The following is a 21,810-nucleotide window of genomic DNA, read 5'->3' on the forward strand; positions in this document are numbered from 1 at the left end:
GCCCGGTCAGTCCTGCGGGGCCGGTGCCTCGTCGGAGCGGATGTCGATGCGCCAGCCGGTCAGCCTCGCGGCGAGCCGGGCGTTCTGGCCCTCCTTGCCGATCGCCAGCGACAGCTGGAAGTCGGGCACGACCACCCGCGCCGAGCGCGCCGCGGCGTCGACGACCTCGACCGACGTGACCCGCGCCGGGGAGAGCGCGCTGGCGACCAGGGTGGCCGGGTCGTCGGACCAGTCCACGATGTCGATCTTCTCGCCGTGCAGCTCTGCCATGACGTTGCGCACCCGCTGGCCCATGGGTCCGATGCAGGCGCCCTTCGCGTTGACGCCCTGCGCGCGGGGAGCGACGGCGATCTTGGTGCGGTGCCCGGCCTCGCGTGCGATGCCGGCGATCTCGACCGAGCCGTCGGCGATCTCGGGCACCTCCAGTGCGAACAGCTTCTTGACCAGGTTGGGGTGGGACCGCGACAGCGTCACCTGCGGGCCGCGCATCCCCTTGCGGACCGAGACGACCAGGCACTTGATCCGGGTGCCGTGCTCGTAGCTCTCCCCCGGGACGCGCTCGCTCACCGGGAGCAGCGCCTCGAGCTTGCCGAGGTCGACCATCACGTCGTCGGGGTTGCGGCCCTGCTGGATGACCCCGGAGACGATGTCGCCCTCGCGGCCGGAGAACTCCCCGAACGTGATGTCGTCCTGGGCCTCGCGCAGGCGCTGCAGCATGATCTGCTTCGCCGTCGTGGCGGCGATCCGGCCGAAGCCGGCCGGGGTGTCCTCGAACTCCCCGATCTTCTCGCCGTCGTCGTCCAGTTCGGCAGCCATCACGGTGACGTGACCGGTCTTGCGGTCCAGCTCGACCCGGGCCTGCTCGTAGGCGCCCGGGGTCTTGAGGTAGGCGGTGAGCAGGGCCTGCTCGATCGCCTCGACCAGGACCTCGAAGGAGATCTCCTTCTCGCGCTCCAGCATCCGCAGGATGCTCATGTCGATGTCCATCAGTGGTCCTCCCCGTCCTCGTCGATCTCGGTGTCGTGCTCGTCCAGCGCGTCGGGCTCGTCGTCGCCCTGACCGTCCTCGCCCGGCTCGGTGGCCTGGGGGCGGCGGTTGAACTCGATCTGCACCAGGGCCTTCTTGACGTCGGCGTAGGCGATGCGGCGCACCTCGCCGTCGACGTCGAGCCGCACCCCGCCGCCGTTCGCGTCCTCGTCGCAGTCGATGATCCGCCCGGTGACCTCGCCGCTCAGCGGCGGCTCGAGGGTCACCTTGACGAGGCGGTCGGCGTTGCGGCGCCAGTGCCGCGGCGCGACCAGGGGACGGTCCACGCCGCGCGAGGTGACCTCGAGCGTGTAGGGGTGCTCGCCCATGGCGTCACCCTCCTCCAGGACCCGGTCGACCTCGCGGGTGGCCTCGGCGACGTCGTCCAGGGACACCCCGCCGTCCTTGTCGACGGCGACCCGCAGGACCCGTCGCTTGCCGGCGGGGGTGAGCTCGACCGCCTCGACGTCCAGACCGAGGGCTGCGAGCGGGCCGACGAGCGCGGCCTCGACCTTCTCCCTCGTCGCGTCCTGCTTGGCGTTCTCCACGAGGTGGTCCTCTCGATCTTCACTTGGGGCGGTGCTGGGGTGGTGCCGGCTGCCTGCCGGGCGACGGGCGGGCCCGTCGGTCCGCACACCCTAGCCCGATCGCGCATGTCCTAGGGTCGTGCGGTGCCCTCCGTCCGACCCGCTCCGAGCCGCCGGGCGGCGCTGGCCGCGGGGGGCCTGGTGGCCGGGATCACGACCGTGTCGTGCGGACGTGACGAGGGCGACCCCCGTGGGTCGCACGCCGGGTCGTCGAGCAGGTCGTCGAGGGGCCCGTCCGTCGCCGCGGACGACGAGGCCGTCGTCGCCGGCGCCCGCACCGACCTGCTGGCCCTCGACCTGCTGGTGGCCGCGACCAGACGGCGGCACCGCCCGCTCCGGGGACGCCTCGCCGACCTCCAGCGCACCCACCGGGCACAGCTGGCGGAGCTCGACCCCGACGGGGCCGCTACGCCACCCGCGCGGCGGCCGCGGGTCGGGGCGGACCCGGCGGCTGCCCTGGCCTCGCTGCTGCGCGAGGAGGAGCGGCTGCAGCGCCGGATGGTGACGTGGTGCGTGGCCGCGGACAGCGGTCCCCTGGCCCGGCTGCTCGCGTCGGTCGCCGCCGGGAGCGCCCAGCAGGTGGCCCTGCTCGCCCCGGGGGACGGCGCCGACCGAGCCTGGGTGGAACGGCTGGACGGCACCGGTCGGGCAGCGGGACCGGAGGGCCTCGACGCGCTGCAGCGGGTGCTCGCCTTCGAGCACGCTGCCGTCTGGGTCCTGGGATCCGCGGGGGCGGCGACGTCGATGTCGGCGACGCCCGAGCTGTTCGAGCGCCTGTCCGGGGCACACGAGTCCCACCGCTCCCGCCGCGACCGGCTGGCCGCGGCGCTGCTGGCGCAGGGGGCCGAGCCGGTGCAGAGCGAGGCGGCGTACGCCGTGCCGGAGGACCTGTCCTCGCCGGGGACCGCAGCCGAGGCCGCGGTGCGCGTGGAGCGGTCGAGCGCGACCGCCTGGGCCTTCCTGGTCGCCTCGAGCACGGGCGCCACCCGTCGGTGGGCCGCCCAGGTGCTGACCTCGGTCGCGGTCTCGGCGGTGGGTCTGGGCGGCGACTCCGAGCCGCTGCCCGGCGCTGGCGACCTGTCGAGGTGAGCCGGCGCGACCTGTCGAGCGGACCGGTGACGCGCGTGACGCGGACCGGCCCCCCGTGGGAAGTCCCGAGATCTTCCCCGAGGGGCCGGAGCCGCGCGCCGGACGACCTGCGTGCAGGTCGGTGGCCCGCGCCGGACGAGGGACGTCGTCGGGGCGAGCCGGTCGTCATCCTGCCCACAGGCTCCGGTTCCTCACACCTGTCGACTGCCCCACATTTCTGCAATGCAGAAATGTGCAGTCGGACGCCCGCACCGGCCCTGACGCGCGAGAGGGCACCATGGGCCCCGGCATGAACGTCTCCCCCACGGACCTCCCCACGACCCCCGACGCCACGGTGTCGGAGGGTCGTCCCGCCGCGTCCACCGGCGGCCGGCGTACGCAGGCCGAGCGCAACGCGACGACCCGCGCGGCCCTCGTCGAGGCCGGTCGTGCGCTGTTCAGCACCAAGGGCTTCGCCGAGGTGGCCACCGACGAGCTGGCCCGGGCCGCGGGGGTGACGCGCGGCGCGCTCTACCACCAGTACGACGGCAAGGCGGGCCTCTTCGCGGCGGTGCTCGAGGCCGTCGAGGCCGAGGTCGTCGACCGCGTGGCGCAGGCGATGGAGGGCGCCGAGGACCCCGCGGCGCGACTCGTGGCCGGGCTGGACGCCTACCTCGATGCCTGCGCCGACCCCACGATCCACCGGATCACCCTGGTCGAGGGTCCGGCGGCGCTCGGCTGGAGCGCGTGGCGCGAGGTCGGGCACCGGCACGGGCTGGGCCTGGTCGAGCAGGCCGTGGCGGCGTACGCGCCCGCGGGGGCCCCGGTCGAGGCGCTGGCACACGTGCTGATGGGCGCCCTGGGCGAGGCCGCGCTCTTCGTCGCTGCCGCCGCGGACCCGGCCGCGGCCCGCCAGGAGGCGCACCGCGCCGTCATCGGCCTGCTGGAGGGGCTCGGGCGCGGGTCCGGCGGCGAGCCCGGCAGCGCGACCGACGGGCGGTCCGGACGGACCTGACCCACGAGCCGGACCGGCCCCGGACCCACAGGGGGCCGGGGCCGGTGCGCTCGGTGCGGGCGGGTCAGCCGGCGTTGACCAGCCGCACCAGGTGGTCGACGACGTGGTCAGCGGCCATCTCGGCCTTCTCGCCGGTACGCCGGTCGCGGACCTCGACGGTGCCGGACTCGGCCAGGGACTTGCCCACCACGACGATCGTCGGCACGCCGATCAGCTCGGCGTCCTTGAACTTCACCCCGGGGCTGACCTTGCCGGTGCGGTCGTCGTAGAGCACCTCGACGCCCTGCTCCGCCAGCTCGTGGGCGATCCGGTCCGCCGCGTTGAAGACGGCCTCGTCCTTCCCGGCGGCGACCAGGTGCACGTCGGCCGGCGCCACGTTGCGGGGCCAGCACAGGCCGATCTCGTCGAGGGTGCCCTCGGCGACCGCGGCCACGGCCCGGCTGACGCCCACGCCGTAGGAGCCCATGGTGACCGTGACGAGCTTGCCGTTCTCGTCCAGCACCTGCAGGTCCAGCGCCTCGGCGTACTTGCGACCGAGCTGGAAGACGTGGCCCATCTCGATGCCGCGGGCGGCGTGCAGGGTGCCGTCGTCGCAGCGGGGGCAGTGGTCGCCCTCGCGGACCTCGGCGGCCTCGATGGTGCCGTCGGGGGTGAAGTCACGGCCCACGACGAGGTCCAGCACGTGGCTGCCCTCGACGTCCGCGCCGGTGACCCACGCCGTGCCCTCCACGACCCGGGGGTCGACGAGGTAACGGATCCCGGCCGCGGCGATGCCCCCCGGACCGATGTAGCCCTTCACCAGGGCGGGGTGCTCCTTGAGGGCCGCCTCGTCCATCGGCTCGACCTGGATCGGCTCGAGCTGGCCCTCCAGGCGCTTGAGGTCGACCTCGCGGTCACCGGGCACGCCGATCGCCAGGGGCTCCTTCTCGCCGGTGGGGTGCACCAGCTGCACGAGCACGTTCTTGAGGGTGTCGGCCGCCGTCCACGCACGGTCCTCGCGGGGGAAGGCCTCGTTGAGGTGGGTGACCAGGGTGTCGATCGTGGGGGTGCCGGGGGTCGCCTCGGCGTGCGCGGCCGGCGCGGCGTCGTACGTCAGCGCGGCGGGTGCGCGGACCTCGACCGCCTCGACGTTGGCGGCGTAGTCGCAGGTCGAGCAGCTGACGTAGGTGTCCTCGCCGACCTCGGCCTTGGCGAGGAACTCCTCGGAGCGGGAGCCGCCCATGGCGCCCGAGGTGGCCTTGACGACGACGTACTCGAAGCCGAGCCGGTCGAAGATCCGGACGTAGGCGTCGCGGTGCTTCTGGTAGCTCTCCTCCAGGCCCGCGTCGTCGATGTCGAAGGAGTAGGAGTCCTTCATGACGAACTCGCGCCCGCGCAGCAGGCCGGCGCGGGGACGCGCCTCGTCGCGGTACTTCGTCTGGACCTGGTAGATCGAGAGCGGGAGGTCCTTGTAGGAGGAGTAGAGGTCCTTCACCACGAGGGTGAACATCTCCTCGTGCGTGGGGCCGAGGAGGTAGTCGGCGTCCTTGCGGTCCTTGAGCCGGAAGATGCCGTCGCCGTACTCGGTCCAGCGGTTGGTCGCCTCGTAGGGCTCGCGGGGCAGCAGCGCGGGGAAGCTGAGCTCCTGGGCACCGATCGCGTCCATCTCCTCGCGGATGATGCCCTCGATCTTGCGCAGGACCCGCAGGCCCAGCGGCAGCCAGGTGTAGATGCCGGGGGCGGCGCGGCGGATGTAGCCCGCGCGGACCAGCAGTCTGTGGCTCGGCACCTCGGCGTCGGCGGGGTCCTCTCGCAGCGTGCGCACGAACAGGGACGACATCCGCAGGACGCGGGGGTGACGGGCAGACATGGCGCTCAGGGTACGGCGCCGCGCCGATGACAACCGAACGGGTATCCGCTGCGTCACAGAGGCATGACCACTCCCTCTCGCACCCTCTCCGCCCGGCCCAGCCGGGTCGCCCGCGCCGCTCTCGCGGCCCTCGCCCTCCTCGCCGCGGCCACCAGCACCGGTGTCGCGGTGGAGGCCGCCCGTGCCGACGTCGCACGCGCTGACGCCCCCCAGGAACGGCCCACCCGGCTCGACCCCGAGCGCCTGGAGCGTGGGCCCGACGCGAGCGTGCCCTACCGCGCCGGGCTCGACGGCAGGGGCATCGTGGAGGACGGCATCGTCACCCGGGTGCGCGCCGACTGGTTCCAGCTGCTCGGCACCCGCCCCGACGGTCGCTACGTCGTGCTCGCCGTCCGCGGCGAGGACCACTCGGTGCGCACGATCGCGCCGGGAGGCCGCTCGAGCCGGGTGCTGCTCGACGACGTCCGCGGTGCGACGGCGCTGCTGGGCACCGACGGCACCACCGTGGTGACCGAGCGGTTCCGCAGCCGGCCGCGTCGGCACACCGTGCTCCGCGCGTACGACGCCACCACCGGCGAGCTGCTGGGTCAGCGCAAGCGCCAGGGCTACACCACCGTGCTCGATGCGTCCTCCACGACCGTCGTGCACGCCGGCGAGAACGGCCCCGTCGTCTCCTGGGACCTCGCCACCGACGAGGACACCCGGGTCTCGCGCCGCTACGGCTACCGCGCCGACCTGCTCGGCGACCGGCTCGCGGTCTTCACCAAGGATCCCTACCAGGGCGGCTGCACCGTGGTGAGCACGCTGTCCGACCCGGGCGCGGAGCTGTGGCGCTCGTGCGAGGAGGCGGTCCTGGAGTTCTCGCCCGACGGCAGCCACGTGCTGACCGTCTTCAAGCTGGCCGACGGCCTCGGGCCCCGAGAGGCCCGGGTGCGCACGGTCGAGGGCACGGAGGTCGGCCGCTACCGGGTCGACGGCTTCCTCGGCCAGCTGCTCTTCGAGGACGCCGACACCGCGCTGCTCGAGGTCGCGACCGAGGACTCCTCGGGCCTGGTGCGCTGCGACGGGCCGGACTGCGAGCTGGCCTCGGAGCTCGGGAAGGGGTCGCCCTACCTGTGAGCCCGGACGCCTGAGGGGTGCCAGACTCTCGGACCATGCGGATCGGCATCACGCTCCTGACGGACCTTCCCTGGGCGGAGGCGGCGCCGCGCTGGCGGGCCGCGGAGGAGATGGGCTTCGCCCACGCCTGGACCTACGACCACCTGGTCTGGGGCGGGCTGCCCGACTCACCGTGGCGCTCGGGCATCCCGGTGCTGGCGGCTGCGGCGGCGACGACGTCACGGATCGGGCTCGGGACGCTCGTCGCCTCCCCCAACCTGCGCCACCCCTACCTGCTGCACCGCGACGCCCAGGCGCTGGAGGACCTCAGCGACGGGCGGTTCATCCTCGGCGTCGGCACCGGCGGTGACCTCGACTCGCGCGTGCTCGGGGAGGCGCCGCTGACGGTGCGCGAGCGCGTCGACCGGTTCCAGGAGAGCGTGGACCTGCTCGTGCGGCTGCGCGAGGACGACCACGTCGACTCCGAGGGCCGGTGGTTCTCGGTCGCCGGGGCGCGCACCCTGCCCGGCCTGGTGCGCACGCCACTGGTCGTCGCGGGCAACGGACCGCGCTCGGTGCGGTACGCCGCCCGGGTCGGCGACGGCTGGGTCACGACCGGGCCGGCCACCGACTCCTTGGAGGACTGGCTCGCGGGGCTGGCGGAGTCCAGCCGCGTGCTCGACGAGGCGCTCGACGGGCGGTCGCTCCCCCGCTACGTCCTCCTCGACTCGGCCGGCACCCTGCACGGGAGCGCGGGTCGCACCGCGCTGTCGAGCGCGTCGTTCTTCACCGACCTCGTGGGACGGGTGGGCGAGCTCGGGTTCACCGACGCGGTCACCCACTGGCCGCGGCCGACGGCGCCGTACGCCGCGTCGGAGCGGGTGCTCGAGGAGGTGGCGGCGCTCCTGCCGCAGCTGTGAGCGGGGCGCGCTGTCGTCAGGCCTCGCGCCAGGTGCGCCACATGGCGCGGACCATCGGCCACTGCAGCGGCAGCCGGGCGACGCTGACCGCCTGGAGGGCGCGGTTGTCGCCGCGCAGGGCGTCGACGGTCATCTGCACGTTGGCGGGGTAGACCCCCAGCAGCAGCCCGACGCCGGCCAGGCCCGCCGCACGCCGGGTCGGGGGCGCCACCAGGCCGGCCGCGATCGCCAGCTCGGCGTACCCGCTCCACACGACGACCTCGCGGGGCGCCGGCACCCAGCGCGGCATGATCGGGTCGTAGAGCGACGGCTTGACGACGTGCAGCACGCCGTTGACGGTCAGGACGCCGGCGACGAGACGCGCGGTGCGGGAGAGGGCCACGCGCAGAGCCTGCCAGAGGCGCGGAGCCGACCCCTAGAACATGATGGTCGAGAAGCGCGCGGTCTCCACGAAGCCGACGCGCTCGTAGGCCCGGCGGGCGGCGTGGTTCCACTCGTTGACGTAGAGCGAGACGACCGGTGCGATGTCGCGGCGCACGAGGTCGACCACCGCGGCCATCCCCGCCGCTGCCAGGCCCTCGCCACGACGGTCCGGCGGCACCCACACGCCCTGCACCTGCGCGGCGGACGGCGACGCGCAGGCGACCTCGGCCTTGAACACCAGCCGGCCCTCGTCGAAGCGGGCGAAGGACCAGCCGCGGCCGACCAGCTGGGTCACCCGGGCGCGGTAGAGGTCGCTGCCGCCGCCGAGCTCCGGGGAGAGCCCGACCTCCTCGGTGTACATCGCGACGCAGGCGGGGTAGAGCTGGTCCATGTCGTCCCGCGTCGTACGCCGCACCAGGGCGTCCGGGGCGACCAGCGGGTCCGTGGCGATCTCGAGGTGGGGCTGCTCCCAGCGCAGCTCGCGCGGAGTGCCCCACACGGGCGAGACCGCGTCCCAGAACGCCCGGACCGCGGCGTGCGGCCCGACGATCGTGGAGACGGTCCGGCCGCGGGCCAGGGCCCGCTCGGCGAAGGCGCGGGCGTCGTCCTCGTCGGCCTGGACCGGCACGAGGTTCGCGCCGACGTGGCAGGCCGCGCGGAGGCGGCCCTCCTCGAACCTGCCCCACACCTCGCCGCCGAGCCAGCGCGGCTCGAGGCTCGTGGTGCGGGCGCGGTAGTCGGCGAAGACGTTGACCACCGGGTCGCGCCCCGCGAGCTCCAGGAAGTCCTGGAGGTCGGCGACCCCGAGGGGCCGCACGCCGTCGCGGGTGGTCAGCACGCGGGAAGCCTATGCCCGTGGCCGGAGCGAGGAAGGGTGATCACGCAGCCGTGGTCGGGCCGTCGCAGGCCGGGCGCCGCTGCGCGTCAGCCGGCCGTGACCTCGACGCCGGCACCGTCGACGGCCTCCATGCCCTCGGCGATCCGCATGGCCTCCTCGATGAGGGTCTCCACGATCTTGCTCTCGGGGACGGTCTTGATGACCTCGCCCTTGACGAAGATCTGTCCCTTGCCGTTGCCGGAGGCCACGCCGAGGTCGGCCTCACGGGCCTCTCCCGGCCCGTTGACCACGCAGCCCATGACCGCGACCCGCAGCGGGACCTCGAGACCCTCGAGCCCGGCGGTCACCTCGTCGGCGAGCTTGTAGACGTCGACCTGGGCCCGGCCGCAGCTGGGGCAGGAGACGATCTCGAGCCGGCGGGGGCGCAGGTTGAGGCTCTCCAGGATCTGCAGGCCGACCTTGACCTCCTCCACGGGCGGCGCGGAGAGGCTGACGCGGATGGTGTCACCGATGCCCTGGGAGAGCAGCGCACCGAACGCCGTGGCGGACTTGATGGTGCCCTGGAAGGCCGGACCGGCCTCGGTCACGCCCAGGTGCAGCGGCCAGTCGCCCTCGGCGGCGAGCATCTCGTAGGCGCGGACCATCACGACCGGGTCGTTGTGCTTCACCGAGATCTTGAAGTCGCGGAAGCCGTGCTCCTCGAAGAGGCTGGCCTCCCACTTGGCGCTCTCGACCAGGGCCTCGGGCGTGGCCTTGCCGTACTTCTCCAGCAGGCGCTTGTCGAGGCTGCCGGCGTTGACGCCGATCCGGATGGAGGTGCCGTGGTCGGCGGCCTCCTTCGCGATCTGCTTGACCTGGTCGTCGAAGGCGCGGATGTTGCCCGGGTTGACCCGGACCGCGGCACAGCCGGCCTCGATGGCGGCGTAGACGTACTTCGGCTGGAAGTGGATGTCGGCGATGACCGGGATTTGCGACTTCTGCGCGATCGCCGGCAGGGCGTCGGCGTCGTCCTGGCTGGGGCAGGCGACCCGCACGATGTCGCAGCCGGACGCGGTCAGCTCGGCGATCTGCTGGAGCGTGGCGTTGACGTCGGAGGTCAGCGTGGTGGTCATCGACTGCACCGAGATGGGGTGGTCGGATCCGACCCCCACCTTGCCCACCTGGATCTGCCGGGTCCGGCGGCGCGGGGCCAGGACCGGCGGGGGTGCTGCGGGCATGCCGAGGCTGATCCCTGTCATGCCCCCAAGGCTACTCAGCCCAGGTGGGTGGGGCGTCATACGGAGGGGAGGTCCACTGCAGTCGGACGCATGACCTCCCGGGGCAGGGGCCGCCTCCTCGGCGGGACGTCATACGGGCGGGAGGTCCGTCGATGTAGCCCGGATGACGTCCCGCGGGTCGGAGAAGGGCCGGGCACAGGCTCATCACGCTGCGCGGCGGAGGCCTCCAGCCACCATGGCCAGCTCGACCTGGTCGAGGAACGCCTCCCGATCGAGCCGAAAGCCGAGCAGCGGCAGCCGGAGGACCCGGTCGCCCTGCAGTGTCAGGGCGTTCTGGCGAAGTGCGTCGCCGACGACGCTCTCGGCCGTATGACGTCCCGCCGGCGCGGGGCGCCGGCCGAGGGTCAGGCGTCGAACTGCACGGGCACGACGAGGTCGCCGATGATGAGCACGACGCCCATCACGAGCAGCGCCGAGGCGACGACGTACGCGACGGGGAGCAGCTTGGCGGCGTCGACGTACCCGGGGTCGGGCCGACGGCGCAGGCGGGCCCAGCCGCGGCGTACCCACTCCCACGTCGCGGAGGCGATGTGGCCGCCGTCGAGGGGCAGCAGCGGCAGGAAGTTGAACAGGCCGATGAAGAGGTTGAAGCCGGCGACCAGTCCGGCGAGGGAGACCGCCTTCTCCTCCAGCTCCAGGGAGTCCGTGGACGAGACCTCGCCGGCGATCCGGCCGCCGCCGACGATGGAGACCGGGCTGTCGATCGCGCGCTCTTCGACGCCGACGATGGCTTTGGCGACGCCGAAGACCTTCACCGGCAGCTCCCCGAGGGCGACGACGGTGTCCTTGGTCATGACCGCCATCCGCTCGGCGGTGTAGATCGGGCCGCCGGTCTCGGTGACCAGCCGCACGGTCGGGGTGACGCCGAGGAAGCCGACCTGGGTCAGGGTCTCGGCGGCGTCGTCGGTGGGTCGGGCCTGCACCGTGGTCGAGGTCTCCCCCACGAGCTGCTCGCCGTCGCGCTCGTAGCCGATGACCGCGTCGCCGTCGGCGTTGTCGCGGATCAGCTCGCGCAGCTGGTCCCAGCCCGTGACCGGCGTGCCGTTGAAGGAGGTGACGACGTCACCGGGCCGCAGGCCCGCCTCGAAGGCGGGGGCGGGCGGGTCCTGCGCGGTGCAGGCGCGACCCTCCTCGTCGAAGGGGATCACGCACTCCGAGACCGTGTCGATCACCGGCGGACCGGCCTCGGCCTCGACGTCCACGACGTTGCCGTAGGTGGCGTAGATGCCCCAGAACAGGACGAACGCGATCGCGATGTTGACGGTGGGTCCGCCCGCCATCACCACGATCTTCTTCCACGACGGCAGCTTGTAGAACAGCCGGTCCTCGTCGCCGGGCTGCACCAGCTCCCACTCCGCCGCGCGGGCGTCGGAGACCAGCTGGGTGAACATGCCGGTGTTGGACTTGCGGACCCGGGTGACCTGGTTGCCCTGCTCGTCGACGGTGACCTCGCCGAGCTGCTCGGCGCCGGGCGGCAGCATCCCGACGATCTTCACGTAGCCGCCGAGCGGGATCGCCTTGAGGCCGTACTCGGTCTCGCCGACCTGCTTGCTCCACACGGTCGGTCCGAAGCCGATGAAGTACTGCGTCACCTTCCCGCCGAACTTCTTGGCCGGGATCATGTGACCCAGCTCGTGCAGCCCGATCGAGACCAGGATGGCCAGGACGAACAGCACCACCCCGAGCAGGTAGAGCAGCGCGGTCATGGGTCCCCTCGGTCGAGCAGTGGCGGCGGTGGCGTCGGGCGGTGGCGTCAGGCGGTGGAGCGGGCGATCAGCCGTGCGGCCTCCTCGCGGGCCCACGCGTCGGCCCCGAGGACGTCCTCCACGGTGAGGTCCCTCTTCTCAGAGGGTACGTCGTGTGCCGCGAGGACCTCGCCGATCACGTCGACGATCGCGGGGAAGGCCAGACCACCGGCGTGGAAGGCCGCGACGCACGCCTCGTTGGCGGCGTTGTAGACCGCCGGGGCCGTGCCACCGCGTTCACCCGCCTCCCGCGCCAACCGGACGGCCGGGAACGCCTCGTCGTCCAGCGGCTCGAAGCGCCAGTCGGCGGCCTTGGTCCAGTCGATCGGGGTCTCGGCGTCCGGCACCCGGTCGGGCCAGCCCATGCCGAGCGAGATCGGCACCAGCATGGTCGGCAGCCCCAGCTGGGCGACGACCGCGCCGTCGACGAACTCCACCATCGAGTGGATCAGCTGCTGGGGGTGGACCACCACGTCGATCCGGTCGAAGGGCACGTCGAAGAGCAGGTGCGCCTCGATCACCTCCAGGCCCTTGTTGACCAAGGTGGCGGAGTTCGTGGTGATGACCGTGCCCATGGCGAAGTTGGGGTGGGCCAGCGCCTCGGCAGGGGTGACCTGCTCGAGCTGGTCGCGGGTCCGGCCGCGGAACGGCCCCCCGCTCGCGGTGAGCACGAGACGGCGTACCTCGTCGGCGCGGCCGGCGCGAAGCGACTGGGCGATGGCGGAGTGCTCGGAGTCGACGGGGACGATCTGGTCGGGGCGCGCCCGCTCCTTGACCAGGGGACCGCCGATGATGAGCGACTCCTTGTTGGCCAGCGCCAGCGTCGTACCGGCCTCCAGCGCCGCCAGCGTGGGGCGCAGGCCGACCGCGCCGGTGATGCCGTTGAGGACCACGTCGCAGGGGTGCGCGGCGGCCTCGACCGAGGCCTCCTCCCCCAGCCCGGAGACCGCAGGGGCGAACTCCTCGACCTGCTGGGCGAACAGGTCGGGGTGGGACCCGCCGGCGGTCAGCCCGACGACCCGGAACCGGTCGGGGTGGGCCCGCACGAGGTCGAGGGCCTGGGTGCCGATGGACCCGGTCGAGCCGAGGATGACGACGTCACGACGCTGCACGCGGCGAGTCTCCCAGCCGGTCGGTGGCCGGTCTCAGGCGGTCGCCGCGAACGCCTCCGCGACGACGTCGAAGGCCTCCTCGAGCAGCTCGTCGGAGATCGACAGCGGCGGCAGGAAGCGGAAGACGTTGCCCCAGGTGCCGCAGGTCAGCGTGACGACGCCGCTCCGGTGGCAGTACGCCGAGACGGCCGTCGCACGGGCGGCGTCGGGCTCGAGCGTGCCGGGTCGGCACAGCTCGATCGCCAGCATCGCCCCGCGTCCGCGGATCTCGGCGACCACCGGGTGGTCGGCGGCGATCTTCTCCAGCCGCCGGCGCACCAGCGCCTCGACCTCACGGGCCCGACCCAGCAGGTCGTGGGTCTCCATCTCCTCGATGGCCCCGAGCGCCGCGGCGCACGCGAGCGGGTTGCCGCCGTACGTGCCGCCGAGGCCTCCGACGTGGACGGCGTCCATCAGCTCGGCGCGGCCGGTGACGGCTGCGAGCGGCAGGCCGCCGGCGATGCCCTTGGCCGTGGTGACCAGGTCGGGCACGACACCCTCGTGGTCGCTGGCGAACCAGTCACCGGTGCGGCAGAAGCCGGACTGGATCTCGTCGGCGATCAGCACCACGTCGTTGTCGCGGCACCACGCGGCGAGCGCGGGCAGGAAGCCGTCAGCGGGGACGACGAAGCCGCCCTCGCCCTGGATCGGCTCGATCACCACGCACGCGAGGTTGGTCGCGCCGACCTGCTTGTCGATCACGTCGATGGCCCGGGCCGCGGCCTCGGCGCCGGAGAGCCCGTCACGCAGGGGGTAGGACATCGGGGCGCGGTAGACCTCGCCTGCGAACGGCCCGAACCCGTGCTTGTACGGCATGTTCTTGGCGGTCATCGCCATCGTGAGGTTGGTGCGGCCGTGGTAGGCGTGGTCGAAGACGACGACCGCGTCCTTGCCGGTCGCGACCCGGGCGATCTTCACGGCGTTCTCGACCGCCTCGGCGCCGGAGTTGAACAGCGCGGACTTCTTCGCGTGGTCGCCCGGAGTCAGCTGCGCCAGCTTCTCGGCGACGTCGACGTAGCCGGCGTACGGCGTGACCATGAAGCAGGTGTGGGTGAAGGCCTCGAGCTGGGCCGCCACGTTGCGCACGACCGCGGGGGCGCTGTTGCCGACGGTGGTCACCGCGATGCCCGAGCCGAGGTCGATGAGGTGGTTGCCGTCGGCGTCGACGAGCACCCCTCCCCCGGCCTCGACGACGAAGACCGGGAGGGTCGTGCCGACCCCGTCGGCGACGTAGGACTTCTTGCGTTCGAGCATCTCCAGCGAACGAGGTCCTGGCACATCGGTCACCAACCGGCGGACTTGCTGCGTCATGGGGTCAACTCTCGCACACCCCACGGACTGCCGTACGCCGTGAGGAGGTCCAGGAACGGGACGGCGTCGAACGCCTCGGGCCCGAGCACCCCGGCGCCTTGCCAGACCCCCGTGGCCAGCAGCTCGAGGGCCACCACCGGGTTGATCGCGGTCTGCCAGACCACGCACTGGTGGCCGTACTCGCGCATCGTCTCCTCGTTGTCGACCACGTGGTAGAGGTACGTCGAGCGCGGCCTCCCCTCCTTGTCCTTGCCGGTCACCCACAGGCCCGCGCAGGTCTTGCCGGTCATGCGGGGGCCGATCGTGGCGGGGTCGGGGAGCACGGCTGCCACGACGTCGCGCGGGGACACCTCGACGCCCTTGACGCGGACCTTCTCGGTGGAGTCGAGGCCGAGCTGGTGCAGGACCTTGAGGATGGTGATCATCTCCTCACCCAGGCCGTACTTGAAGGTCGCGCGGCGGCAGTCGACCCAGCGCGGCATGAGGAGCACCTCCTCGTGCTCGACGTTGACGCACTCGACGGGGCCGATCCCCTCAGGGAAGTCGAAGACCTCCGGCTCGGAGAACGGGGCGGTGGTGTGCCAGTCCCCGTCCTGCCAGACCACGGGCGGGTTGAGGCACTCCTCGATCGTGGTCCACATCGAGAACGACGGGGCGAACACCTCGTTGCCGTCCTCGTCGCGGACGACGAGGTTGGCGCCGTCTCGGGTGCCGAGCTCGTCGATCTCGCTGAAGAGGTGGTCGGCGGCGTACCGGGCGAAGACGTCGGAGAGGCCCGGCTCCACGCCGATGCCGACCAGCGCGAGCCGTCCGGCCTCCTCCCAGGCGGCCGCCCGGGCGAACTGGTCGTCGCCGAGCTTCACCCCGGGGACCTCGTGGGGGCGCTCGGGGTGCGGCTTGGACAGCGACATCGCCATGTCGAGGTAGTCCGCGCCCGCGGCCAGCGCGCCCTCGAAGACCGGCATGTCGAAGACCGGGTCCACGGCGTTCATGACGTGGGTGATGCGGTGCTCGCGACACAGGGCCGTGACAGCCTCGGCCGAGGAGGCGTCGACCTGCGCGGCGGTGAACCGCGCGTCCTGGGCGGAGGCCCGCTCGGCGCGCTCGAGGGAGTAGTCGGTGACGACGATCGTCTCGTAGAAGTCGCGGCGGGCGGCGATGGAGCAGAAGGCCGCCCCCACGCCGCCGGCGCCGACCAGCAGGATCCTCATGGGCTTCGAGGCTCGCTCCGCTCGCACCTCAACCACCGATCGCGCTCATCACGTGCTTGATGCGGGTGTAGTCCTCGAGGCCGTACATCGACAGGTCCTTGCCGTAGCCGGAGTGCTTGAAGCCGCCGTGCGGCATCTCGGAGACGAACGGGATGTGGGTGTTGATCCACACCGCCCCGAAGTCCAGGCGCCTCGAGACCCGCATGGCCCGCGCGTGGTCGGTCGTCCAGACGCTGGAGGCCAGTCCGTACTTCACGCCGTTGGCCCAGCGCAGCGCCTCGGCCTCGTCGGAGAAGCGCTGGACGGTCATGACGGGACCGAAGATCTCGGTCTGCACCTGCTCGTCGTCCTGGCGCAGGCCGGAGAGGACGGTCGGCTCGTAGAAGTAGCCGCGGTCGCCATGGCGGGTGCCACCGGTGACGACCTCGGCGTGGTCGGGGAGCCGGTCGACCATGCCGGAGACGTGCGCCAGCTGGTTCTCGTTGTTGAGCGGGCCGTAGTAGACGCCCTCGACGTCCGGCATGCCCGTCGGCATGCCCCGCGCGGCCTCGGCGAGGGCGGCGACCAGGTCGTCGTGGATGCCGGGGGCGGCGAGCACGCGGGTGGCGGCGGTGCAGTCCTGCCCGGCGTTGAAGAGAGCGGCGCCGGCGATCCCCTCGGCCGCAGCCGACAGGTCGGCGTCGTCGAAGACGATCACCGGCGCCTTGCCCCCCAGCTCCAGGTGGACCTTCTTGAGGTCGGTCGCGGCGGCGCCGGCGACCTCCATGCCCGCGCGGACCGACCCGGTGATGGCGACCATCTGCGGGGTCGGGTGCGACACCAGTGCCCGGCCGGTGTCGCGGTCGCCGCACACGACGTTGAGCACGCCGGGCGGCAGGAACTCCTGCGCGATCTCGGCGAGCAGCGTCGAGCTGGCCGGGGTGGTGTCGCTGGGCTTGAGCACGACGGTGTTCCCGGCGGCCAGGGCCGGGGCGATCTTCCAGATCATCATCAGCAGCGGGTAGTTCCAGGGCGTCACCTGGCCCACGACGCCGATCGGCTCGCGGCGCACCCACGAGGTGTGGTCGGCCATGTACTCCCCAGCTGAGCGGCCCTCGAGCACCCGGGATGCTCCGGCGAAGAACCGGAAGTGGTCGTGGGCGTAGCCCATCTCCTCGTCCATGGTCAGTCCGAACGGCTTGCCGGTGTCGCGGCACTCGACCCGGGCGATCTCCTCGACCCGGTCCTCGATGGCGTCGGCCAGCCTCAGCAGCGCGCGAGCCCGGTCCTGGGGCGTCGTCCCCCAGCCCCAGCCCTCGAAGGCGGCGTCGGCGGCGGCGTACGCCCGGTCGACGTCCTCCGCGCCCGACGCGGGTGCCTGCGCGTAGACCTCGCCGGTGGTCGGGTCGATGACGTCGTACGTCGCGCCGGAGGCGGCGTCGACGAGCTCGCCGTTGATGACGTTGCGGAACGTGGTGTCGGCCATGGCGGGAGCGTAGTGAGCCGACGACGGATCCGGTAGGCCGTAGGCCCGATCGATGACGAAATCCGTCGCTAGTCCGCCAATTGTCCGACGATCACGACTCGTGCACGAGCCCGCCAGCGATCCAGGTGGCGACCGCCCGCGCGGCACCGATCTCTCCCGGGTCGCCCGTCACGACGTCACGGTCGAGGAGCACGAGGTCCGCGACCGCGCCGGGGCCGATCCTGCCCGCGTCGTCGCGACCGTTCACCCACGCGCTCCCCGAGGTGTACGCCGCCAGCGCGGTCTCGACGGCCAGGGACTGCTCCGGCAGGAACGGCTCGTGGCCGGCCGGCCCGTCGGCACCGTGCTCGGTGCGGTTGACGGCCACGTGGACCGCCTGCAGCGGGTCGGCGCTGCTCACGGGCCAGTCGCTGCCGGCGACCAGGCGGGCGCCGGTGCGGTGGAGGTCGCCGAAGGGGTACTGCCAGCGGGCGCGCTCCGGACCCAGGAACGGCAGGGTCAGCTCGGTCATCTGCTCGTCGTGGCAGGCCCAGAGCGCCTGGATGTTGGCCGCGACGCCGAGCGCAGCGAAGCGCGGCACGTCGCGCGGGTCGACCAGCTGGAGGTGCGCCACGTGGTGCCGCAGCGCGCGACCGGCGTCGTCGAGGCCCTCGAAGGCGTCCAGCGCCTCGCGCACGCCGCGGTCCCCGATGCCGTGCACGTGCACCTGGAAGCCCTCGGCGGCCAGCCGCCGCACGGCCTCGCGCAGCACGTGCGGGTCGACGAAGGAGTGCCCGGCGTTGTCGGTGGGGTGGCCGCAGCGGTCGAGGTAGGGCGACCCCAGCGCGGCGGTGCCGTTCTCGGCCACGCCGTCCTGCATGACCTTGGTGCTCGTGGCCCGGAACCGTCCGTGGGTGTACTCCGCGCGCCGCGCGACCAGGTCGGCCACCTGCTCCAGGCCGCGGTCGCGGTCCCACCACAGCGCACCCACGACGTGGGAGCGCAGCGTGCCGGAGGCGGCCGCTCGGACGTAGGCGGGGCCGGGGTCCTCCATGCCGGCGTAGGCACCGACGATCGCGTCCTGCCAGCCGGTCACTCCCAGCGAGTGCAGGTGCGCCTGCCCGGCAGCCAGGGCTCGGTCGAGCTCCGCGGGACTGGTCGGGGGCAGCAGTCGGGCGACGAGGTCCATCGCGCCCTCGTGCAGCGTTCCGGTCGGAGCCCCGGTGGCGTCGCGCTCGATCCGGCCGTCCGGAGGGTCGGGCGTCTCGCGCGTGATGCCGGCCAGCTCCAGGGCGCGACTGTTGACCCAGGCGCCGTGGTGGTCGCGGTTGGGCAGCAGCACAGGCCGGTCCGGGACGACCGCGTCGAGGTCGGCGGCGGTCGGGGTGCCGCCGGGGAAGGCGGCCATCGCCCAGCCGCCGCCGAGGATCCACGGGCCGTCGTGCCCGGCGGCGTACGTCGCGACCAGCGCGAGGTAGTCCTCGCGCGTCTCCCCGCCGCTCAGGTCGCAGCGGATCCGCTCGAGGCCGCCCTGGACGGCGTGGACGTGGGCGTCGGTGAAGCCCGGCAGCAGCAGCCCGCCGCCGAGGTCGACGCGTCGCGTCCCGGGCGGGGCCTCGAGACGCTCGCCGCCGGTGGCGACCGCGGCGATGCGCCCGTCCCGGAGCAGGACCTCGCCCGGCCCGCGGTGACGCTCGCCGTCGAAGAGGCTCCCGCCGCTCAGCAGCGTCGTGGAGGTCATGGGTTCTTGCTACCAGGCGGGACGGGTGTCCCGCGAGAGACATCACCACGGAATCCGCGACAGTTGCCCCCTCGACGCAACGGATTCGCTTGCCTTTCTGCATCCTCGCGCGTGAACATGGTGCCATGGAGCACCTCGACCACGACCACCTGCAGCGGGCCGCCAAGGACCACCTGTGGATGCACTTCACCCGCCACGGGCAGTACGAGCACGCCGACGTGCCGGTGATGGTCCGGGGCGAGGGCGCCTACCTCTACGACTCCCACGGACGGCGCTACCTCGACGGGCTGGCCGGGCTCTTCGTCTCCCAGCTCGGCCACGGTCGCACGGACCTGGCCGAGACCGCGGCCAAGCAGGCCTCCGAGCTGGCCTTCATGCCGCTGTGGTCCTACGCGCACCCGACCGCGATCGAGCTGGCCGAGAAGGTCGCGTCGTACGCGCCGGGCGACCTCAACCGGGTCTTCTTCACCAGCGGTGGCGGGGAGGCCGTGGAGACCGCCTGGAAGCTGGCGAAGAACTACTTCAAGCTCGTCGGCAAGCCGATGAAGCACAAGGTGATCTCGCGGGCCATCGCCTACCACGGCACCACCCAGGGCGCGCTGTCGATCACCGGGCTGCCGCTGCTCAAGCAGCAGTTCGAGCCGCTGGTGCCCTCGACCTTCCGGGTGCCCAACACCAACTACTACCGCGCCGACCAGCACCCCGGCTTCGGCGGCGGCAGCCTGGAGGAGTTCGGCCGGTGGGCCGCGGACCAGATCGCCGTGGCGATCGAGGACGAGGGGCCCGACACCGTGGCCGCGGTCTTTCTGGAGCCGGTGCAGAACGCCGGCGGGTGCTTCCCGCCCCCGCCGTCGTACTGGCAGCGCGTGCGCGAGATCTGCGACGAGTACGACGTGCTGCTGGTCTCCGACGAGGTCATCTGCGCCTTCGGCCGGCTCGGGCACATGTTCGGCGCGGAGCGCTTCGACTACCAGCCCGACATGATCACCTGCGCCAAGGGTCTGACCTCGGGCTACTCCCCGCTCGGCGCGATGATCGCCGGCGACAAGCTGATGGAGCCGTTCCTGCACGGGACCGGCATGTTCGCCCACGGCTACACCTTCGGCGGGCACCCCGTCTCCACCGCGGTGGGCCTGAAGAACCTGCAGATCTTCGAGGAGGAGAAGGTCCTCGAGCACGTCCGTGCCAACGAGGGCGCCTTCCGCGCCACCCTCGAGCGGCTGCTGGACCTGCCGATCGTCGGCGACGTCCGCGGCGAGGGCTACTTCTTCGGCATCGAGCTGGTGAAGGACAAGGCCACCAAGGAGTCGTTCTCCGCCGAGGAGTGCGAGCGGATCCTCTACGGATTCGTCTCCAAGCAGCTCTTCGCCGAGGGCCTCTACTGCCGCGCCGACGACCGCGGCGACCCGGTCGTGCAGCTGGCCCCGCCGCTCATCTGCGACCAGTCGCACTTCGACGAGATGGAGCAGGTGCTGCGGGTGGTGCTGGACAAGGCGTCCTCGATGCTCTGAGCCACCCGCGAGGGTGCCTCGACACCGGTCTCCTGCGTCCCGCGGGCGATCTGGAGGTCCTGCACGCGACCTGGTTCCGTGCAGGACCTCCAGATCAGCGGCCCTGCGGGAACCCCAGGTCGATGCCGGGCCGGGAGGCCGGGTCGGGCCAGCGCGTGGTGATCACCTTGCCGCGGGTGAAGAAGTGCACGCCCTCCATGCCGTGGGCGTGGGTGTCGCCGAAGAGCGAGGCCTTCCAGCCGCCGAAAGAGTAGTAGGCCATCGGGACCGGGATGGGGACGTTGACGCCGACCATGCCGACCTCGACCTCGCGCTGGAACCGCCGGGCCGCACCGCCGTCGCCGGTGAAGATCGCGGTGCCGTTGCCGTAGGGGTTGGCGTTCACGAGCGCCAGCGCCTCGTCGTACGACGCCACGCGCACGACCGAGAGGACCGGCCCGAAGATCTCCTCGTCGTAGACCGGCATGCCGGGCTCGACCCGGTCGAAGAGCGTGGGACCCAGCCAGAAGCCACCGGCCTCGCCGTCCGGCACCACCTCGCGGCCGTCCACGACCAGGGTCGCGCCGGCCGCGACCCCGGCGGCGACGTACGACGCGACCTTGTCGCGGTGCTCGCCGGTGACCAGCGGGCCCATGTCGCAGCCGCGGCGCCCGTCGCCCGTGCGCAGGCCGGCCATCCGGGAGGCGATCCGCGGGACGAGCTCGCCCGCGACCGGGTCGACGGCGACGACGACCGAGATCGCCATGCACCGCTCCCCCGCCGAGCCGAAGCCCGCCGAGACCGCGGCGTCGGCCACCTCGTCGAGGTCGGCGTCGGGCAGCACCACCATGTGGTTCTTGGCGCCGCCGAGGGCCTGGACCCGCTTGCCGTGCCGGGTGCCGTTCTCGTAGACGTAGCGGGCGATCGGCGTGGAGCCGACGAACGAGACCGCGGCGACTTCCGGGTGCTCCAGCAGCGCGTCGACCGCCTGCTTGTCTCCGTGCACGACGTTGAGCACGCCCGGCGGCAGGCCGGCCTCCGCCCAGCACTCGGCCAGCAGCAGCGACGCCGACGGGTCCTTCTCGCTCGGCTTGAGCACCACCGCGTTGCCGCAGGCGATCGCCACCGGCACGAACCACAGCGGCACCATCGCCGGGAAGTTGAACGGCGAGATGACGGCCACGACGCCGAGGGCCTGGCGCACCGAGTGCACGTCGACCCCCGTCGACACCCCGTCGGAGAAGGAGCCCTTGAGCAGGTGCGGGGCGCCGCACGCGAACTCCGCGACCTCCAGCCCCCGCTGCACCTCCCCCAGCGCGTCGTCGAGGACCTTGCCGTGCTCGGCGGTGATGGCCGCCGCGACCTCCTCGCGCCGCCGGGCGAGGACCTCGCGGAACGCGAACAGCACCGAGGTACGCCGGGTCAGCGACGCCTCCGCCCACTCCCGCCCCGCCGCGCGGGCCTCGCGCACCACCGCGTCGACCTCCGAGGCGGAGGCGAACGACACCTGCGCGGCGACCCGGCCCGTCGCGGGGTCGTGCACGTCGCCGGTGCGGGCCGCGGCGCCGGGCCAGCGCTCGCCGCTGCGCCAGTGCGGGATCAGGGTGCTCACGATG

The 21,810-nt window shown here is 72.9% G+C and carries 18 protein-coding genes; 5 read left to right on the top strand and 13 right to left on the bottom strand.

Annotated elements, in window-relative coordinates; translation table 11 throughout:
* Positions 1-6: 6 nt before the first annotated feature.
* Together nusA and rimP are read right to left on the bottom strand one after the other, a co-directional pair.
* On the bottom strand, positions 7-987 hold the full coding sequence (gene nusA, locus Q1V71_RS19130; RefSeq protein ID WP_300645914.1) for a transcription termination factor NusA: 981 nt from the start codon (positions 985-987) through the stop codon (positions 7-9).
* A complete protein-coding gene (gene rimP, locus Q1V71_RS19135) occupies positions 987-1,574 on the bottom strand; it encodes a ribosome maturation factor RimP (protein WP_300645915.1) in 588 nt (195 codons plus the stop codon). Before rimP ends, nusA begins: the two co-directional genes overlap by 1 nt.
* 123 nt (positions 1,575-1,697) lie before the next feature.
* On the opposite strand from rimP, the gene Q1V71_RS19140 reads away from it, so the two are divergent.
* Both Q1V71_RS19140 and Q1V71_RS19145 read left to right on the top strand, forming a co-directional pair.
* Positions 1,698-2,702, top strand: coding sequence for a DUF4439 domain-containing protein (locus Q1V71_RS19140; RefSeq protein WP_300645916.1), 1,005 nt, complete (start codon positions 1,698-1,700; stop codon positions 2,700-2,702).
* A 289-nt stretch (positions 2,703-2,991) separates the two neighbouring features.
* Positions 2,992-3,696 (top strand): TetR/AcrR family transcriptional regulator, encoded by a 705-nt coding sequence (locus tag Q1V71_RS19145; RefSeq protein ID WP_300645918.1) that lies wholly within the window; start codon positions 2,992-2,994, stop codon positions 3,694-3,696.
* A 64-nt stretch (positions 3,697-3,760) separates the two neighbouring features.
* Here Q1V71_RS19145 and Q1V71_RS19150 read toward each other — a convergent pair whose 3' ends face one another.
* Positions 3,761-5,545 carry a proline--tRNA ligase gene (locus Q1V71_RS19150; RefSeq protein WP_300645920.1) on the bottom strand — a complete coding sequence of 595 codons (1,785 nt, stop codon included), beginning with the start codon at positions 5,543-5,545 and terminating at the stop codon, positions 3,761-3,763.
* Between the two features lie 63 nt (positions 5,546-5,608).
* Between Q1V71_RS19150 and Q1V71_RS19155 the strand changes: the two genes are divergently transcribed.
* Together Q1V71_RS19155 and Q1V71_RS19160 are read left to right on the top strand one after the other, a co-directional pair.
* Positions 5,609-6,664: a hypothetical protein gene (locus Q1V71_RS19155; RefSeq protein WP_300645922.1), complete on the top strand. Its 1,056-nt coding sequence runs from the start codon at positions 5,609-5,611 to the stop codon at positions 6,662-6,664.
* Positions 6,665-6,699: 35 nt separating this feature from the next.
* Positions 6,700-7,563, top strand: coding sequence for an LLM class flavin-dependent oxidoreductase (locus Q1V71_RS19160; RefSeq protein ID WP_300645923.1), 864 nt, complete (start codon positions 6,700-6,702; stop codon positions 7,561-7,563).
* 16 nt (positions 7,564-7,579) lie between these two features.
* Here Q1V71_RS19160 and Q1V71_RS19165 read toward each other — a convergent pair whose 3' ends face one another.
* The 9 genes from Q1V71_RS19165 to Q1V71_RS19205 form a co-directional block, all read right to left on the bottom strand.
* A complete protein-coding gene (locus Q1V71_RS19165; RefSeq protein WP_300645924.1) occupies positions 7,580-7,945 on the bottom strand; it encodes a hypothetical protein in 366 nt (121 codons plus the stop codon).
* Between the two features lie 33 nt (positions 7,946-7,978).
* A complete protein-coding gene (locus tag Q1V71_RS19170; protein WP_300645925.1) occupies positions 7,979-8,824 on the bottom strand; it encodes a GNAT family N-acetyltransferase in 846 nt (281 codons plus the stop codon).
* 86 nt (positions 8,825-8,910) lie between these two features.
* Positions 8,911-10,062, bottom strand: a complete 1,152-nt coding sequence (gene ispG / locus Q1V71_RS19175; protein WP_300645927.1) for a flavodoxin-dependent (E)-4-hydroxy-3-methylbut-2-enyl-diphosphate synthase — start codon at positions 10,060-10,062, stop codon at positions 8,911-8,913.
* Positions 10,063-10,445: 383 nt separating this feature from the next.
* Complete coding sequence (locus tag Q1V71_RS19180; protein ID WP_300645928.1) at positions 10,446-11,807, bottom strand: RIP metalloprotease; 1,362 nt, start codon at positions 11,805-11,807, stop codon at positions 10,446-10,448.
* A 47-nt stretch (positions 11,808-11,854) separates the two neighbouring features.
* Positions 11,855-12,958 (bottom strand): 1-deoxy-D-xylulose-5-phosphate reductoisomerase, encoded by a 1,104-nt coding sequence (gene dxr / locus Q1V71_RS19185; RefSeq protein WP_300645930.1) that lies wholly within the window; start codon positions 12,956-12,958, stop codon positions 11,855-11,857.
* Positions 12,959-12,991: 33 nt separating this feature from the next.
* Entirely contained in the window at positions 12,992-14,308 is a 1,317-nt protein-coding gene (gabT, locus tag Q1V71_RS19190; protein WP_300645932.1) for a 4-aminobutyrate--2-oxoglutarate transaminase, read from the bottom strand.
* Positions 14,305-15,519 carry a saccharopine dehydrogenase C-terminal domain-containing protein gene (locus Q1V71_RS19195; protein ID WP_300645934.1) on the bottom strand — a complete coding sequence of 405 codons (1,215 nt, stop codon included), beginning with the start codon at positions 15,517-15,519 and terminating at the stop codon, positions 14,305-14,307. The genes gabT and Q1V71_RS19195 overlap by 4 nt, the downstream gene beginning before the upstream one ends.
* Positions 15,520-15,547: 28 nt before the next feature.
* Positions 15,548-16,984, bottom strand: a complete 1,437-nt coding sequence (locus tag Q1V71_RS19200) for a gamma-aminobutyraldehyde dehydrogenase (protein ID WP_300645935.1) — start codon at positions 16,982-16,984, stop codon at positions 15,548-15,550.
* Between the two features lie 91 nt (positions 16,985-17,075).
* A complete protein-coding gene (locus Q1V71_RS19205; RefSeq protein ID WP_300645937.1) occupies positions 17,076-18,704 on the bottom strand; it encodes an amidohydrolase in 1,629 nt (542 codons plus the stop codon).
* Positions 18,705-18,829: 125 nt separating this feature from the next.
* On the opposite strand from Q1V71_RS19205, the gene Q1V71_RS19210 reads away from it, so the two are divergent.
* Positions 18,830-20,215 carry an aspartate aminotransferase family protein gene (locus Q1V71_RS19210; protein ID WP_300645938.1) on the top strand — a complete coding sequence of 462 codons (1,386 nt, stop codon included), beginning with the start codon at positions 18,830-18,832 and terminating at the stop codon, positions 20,213-20,215.
* Between the two features lie 94 nt (positions 20,216-20,309).
* Here the strand turns inward: Q1V71_RS19210 and Q1V71_RS19215 are convergent, their stop codons facing one another.
* Positions 20,310-21,806 (bottom strand): CoA-acylating methylmalonate-semialdehyde dehydrogenase, encoded by a 1,497-nt coding sequence (locus Q1V71_RS19215; RefSeq protein ID WP_300645940.1) that lies wholly within the window; start codon positions 21,804-21,806, stop codon positions 20,310-20,312.
* Between the last annotated feature and the right edge of the window lie 4 nt (positions 21,807-21,810).

Origin of the sequence: Nocardioides sp. (genome assembly GCF_030149505.1) — a bacterium.
Classification (GTDB): Bacteria; Actinomycetota; Actinomycetes; order Propionibacteriales; family Nocardioidaceae; genus Nocardioides.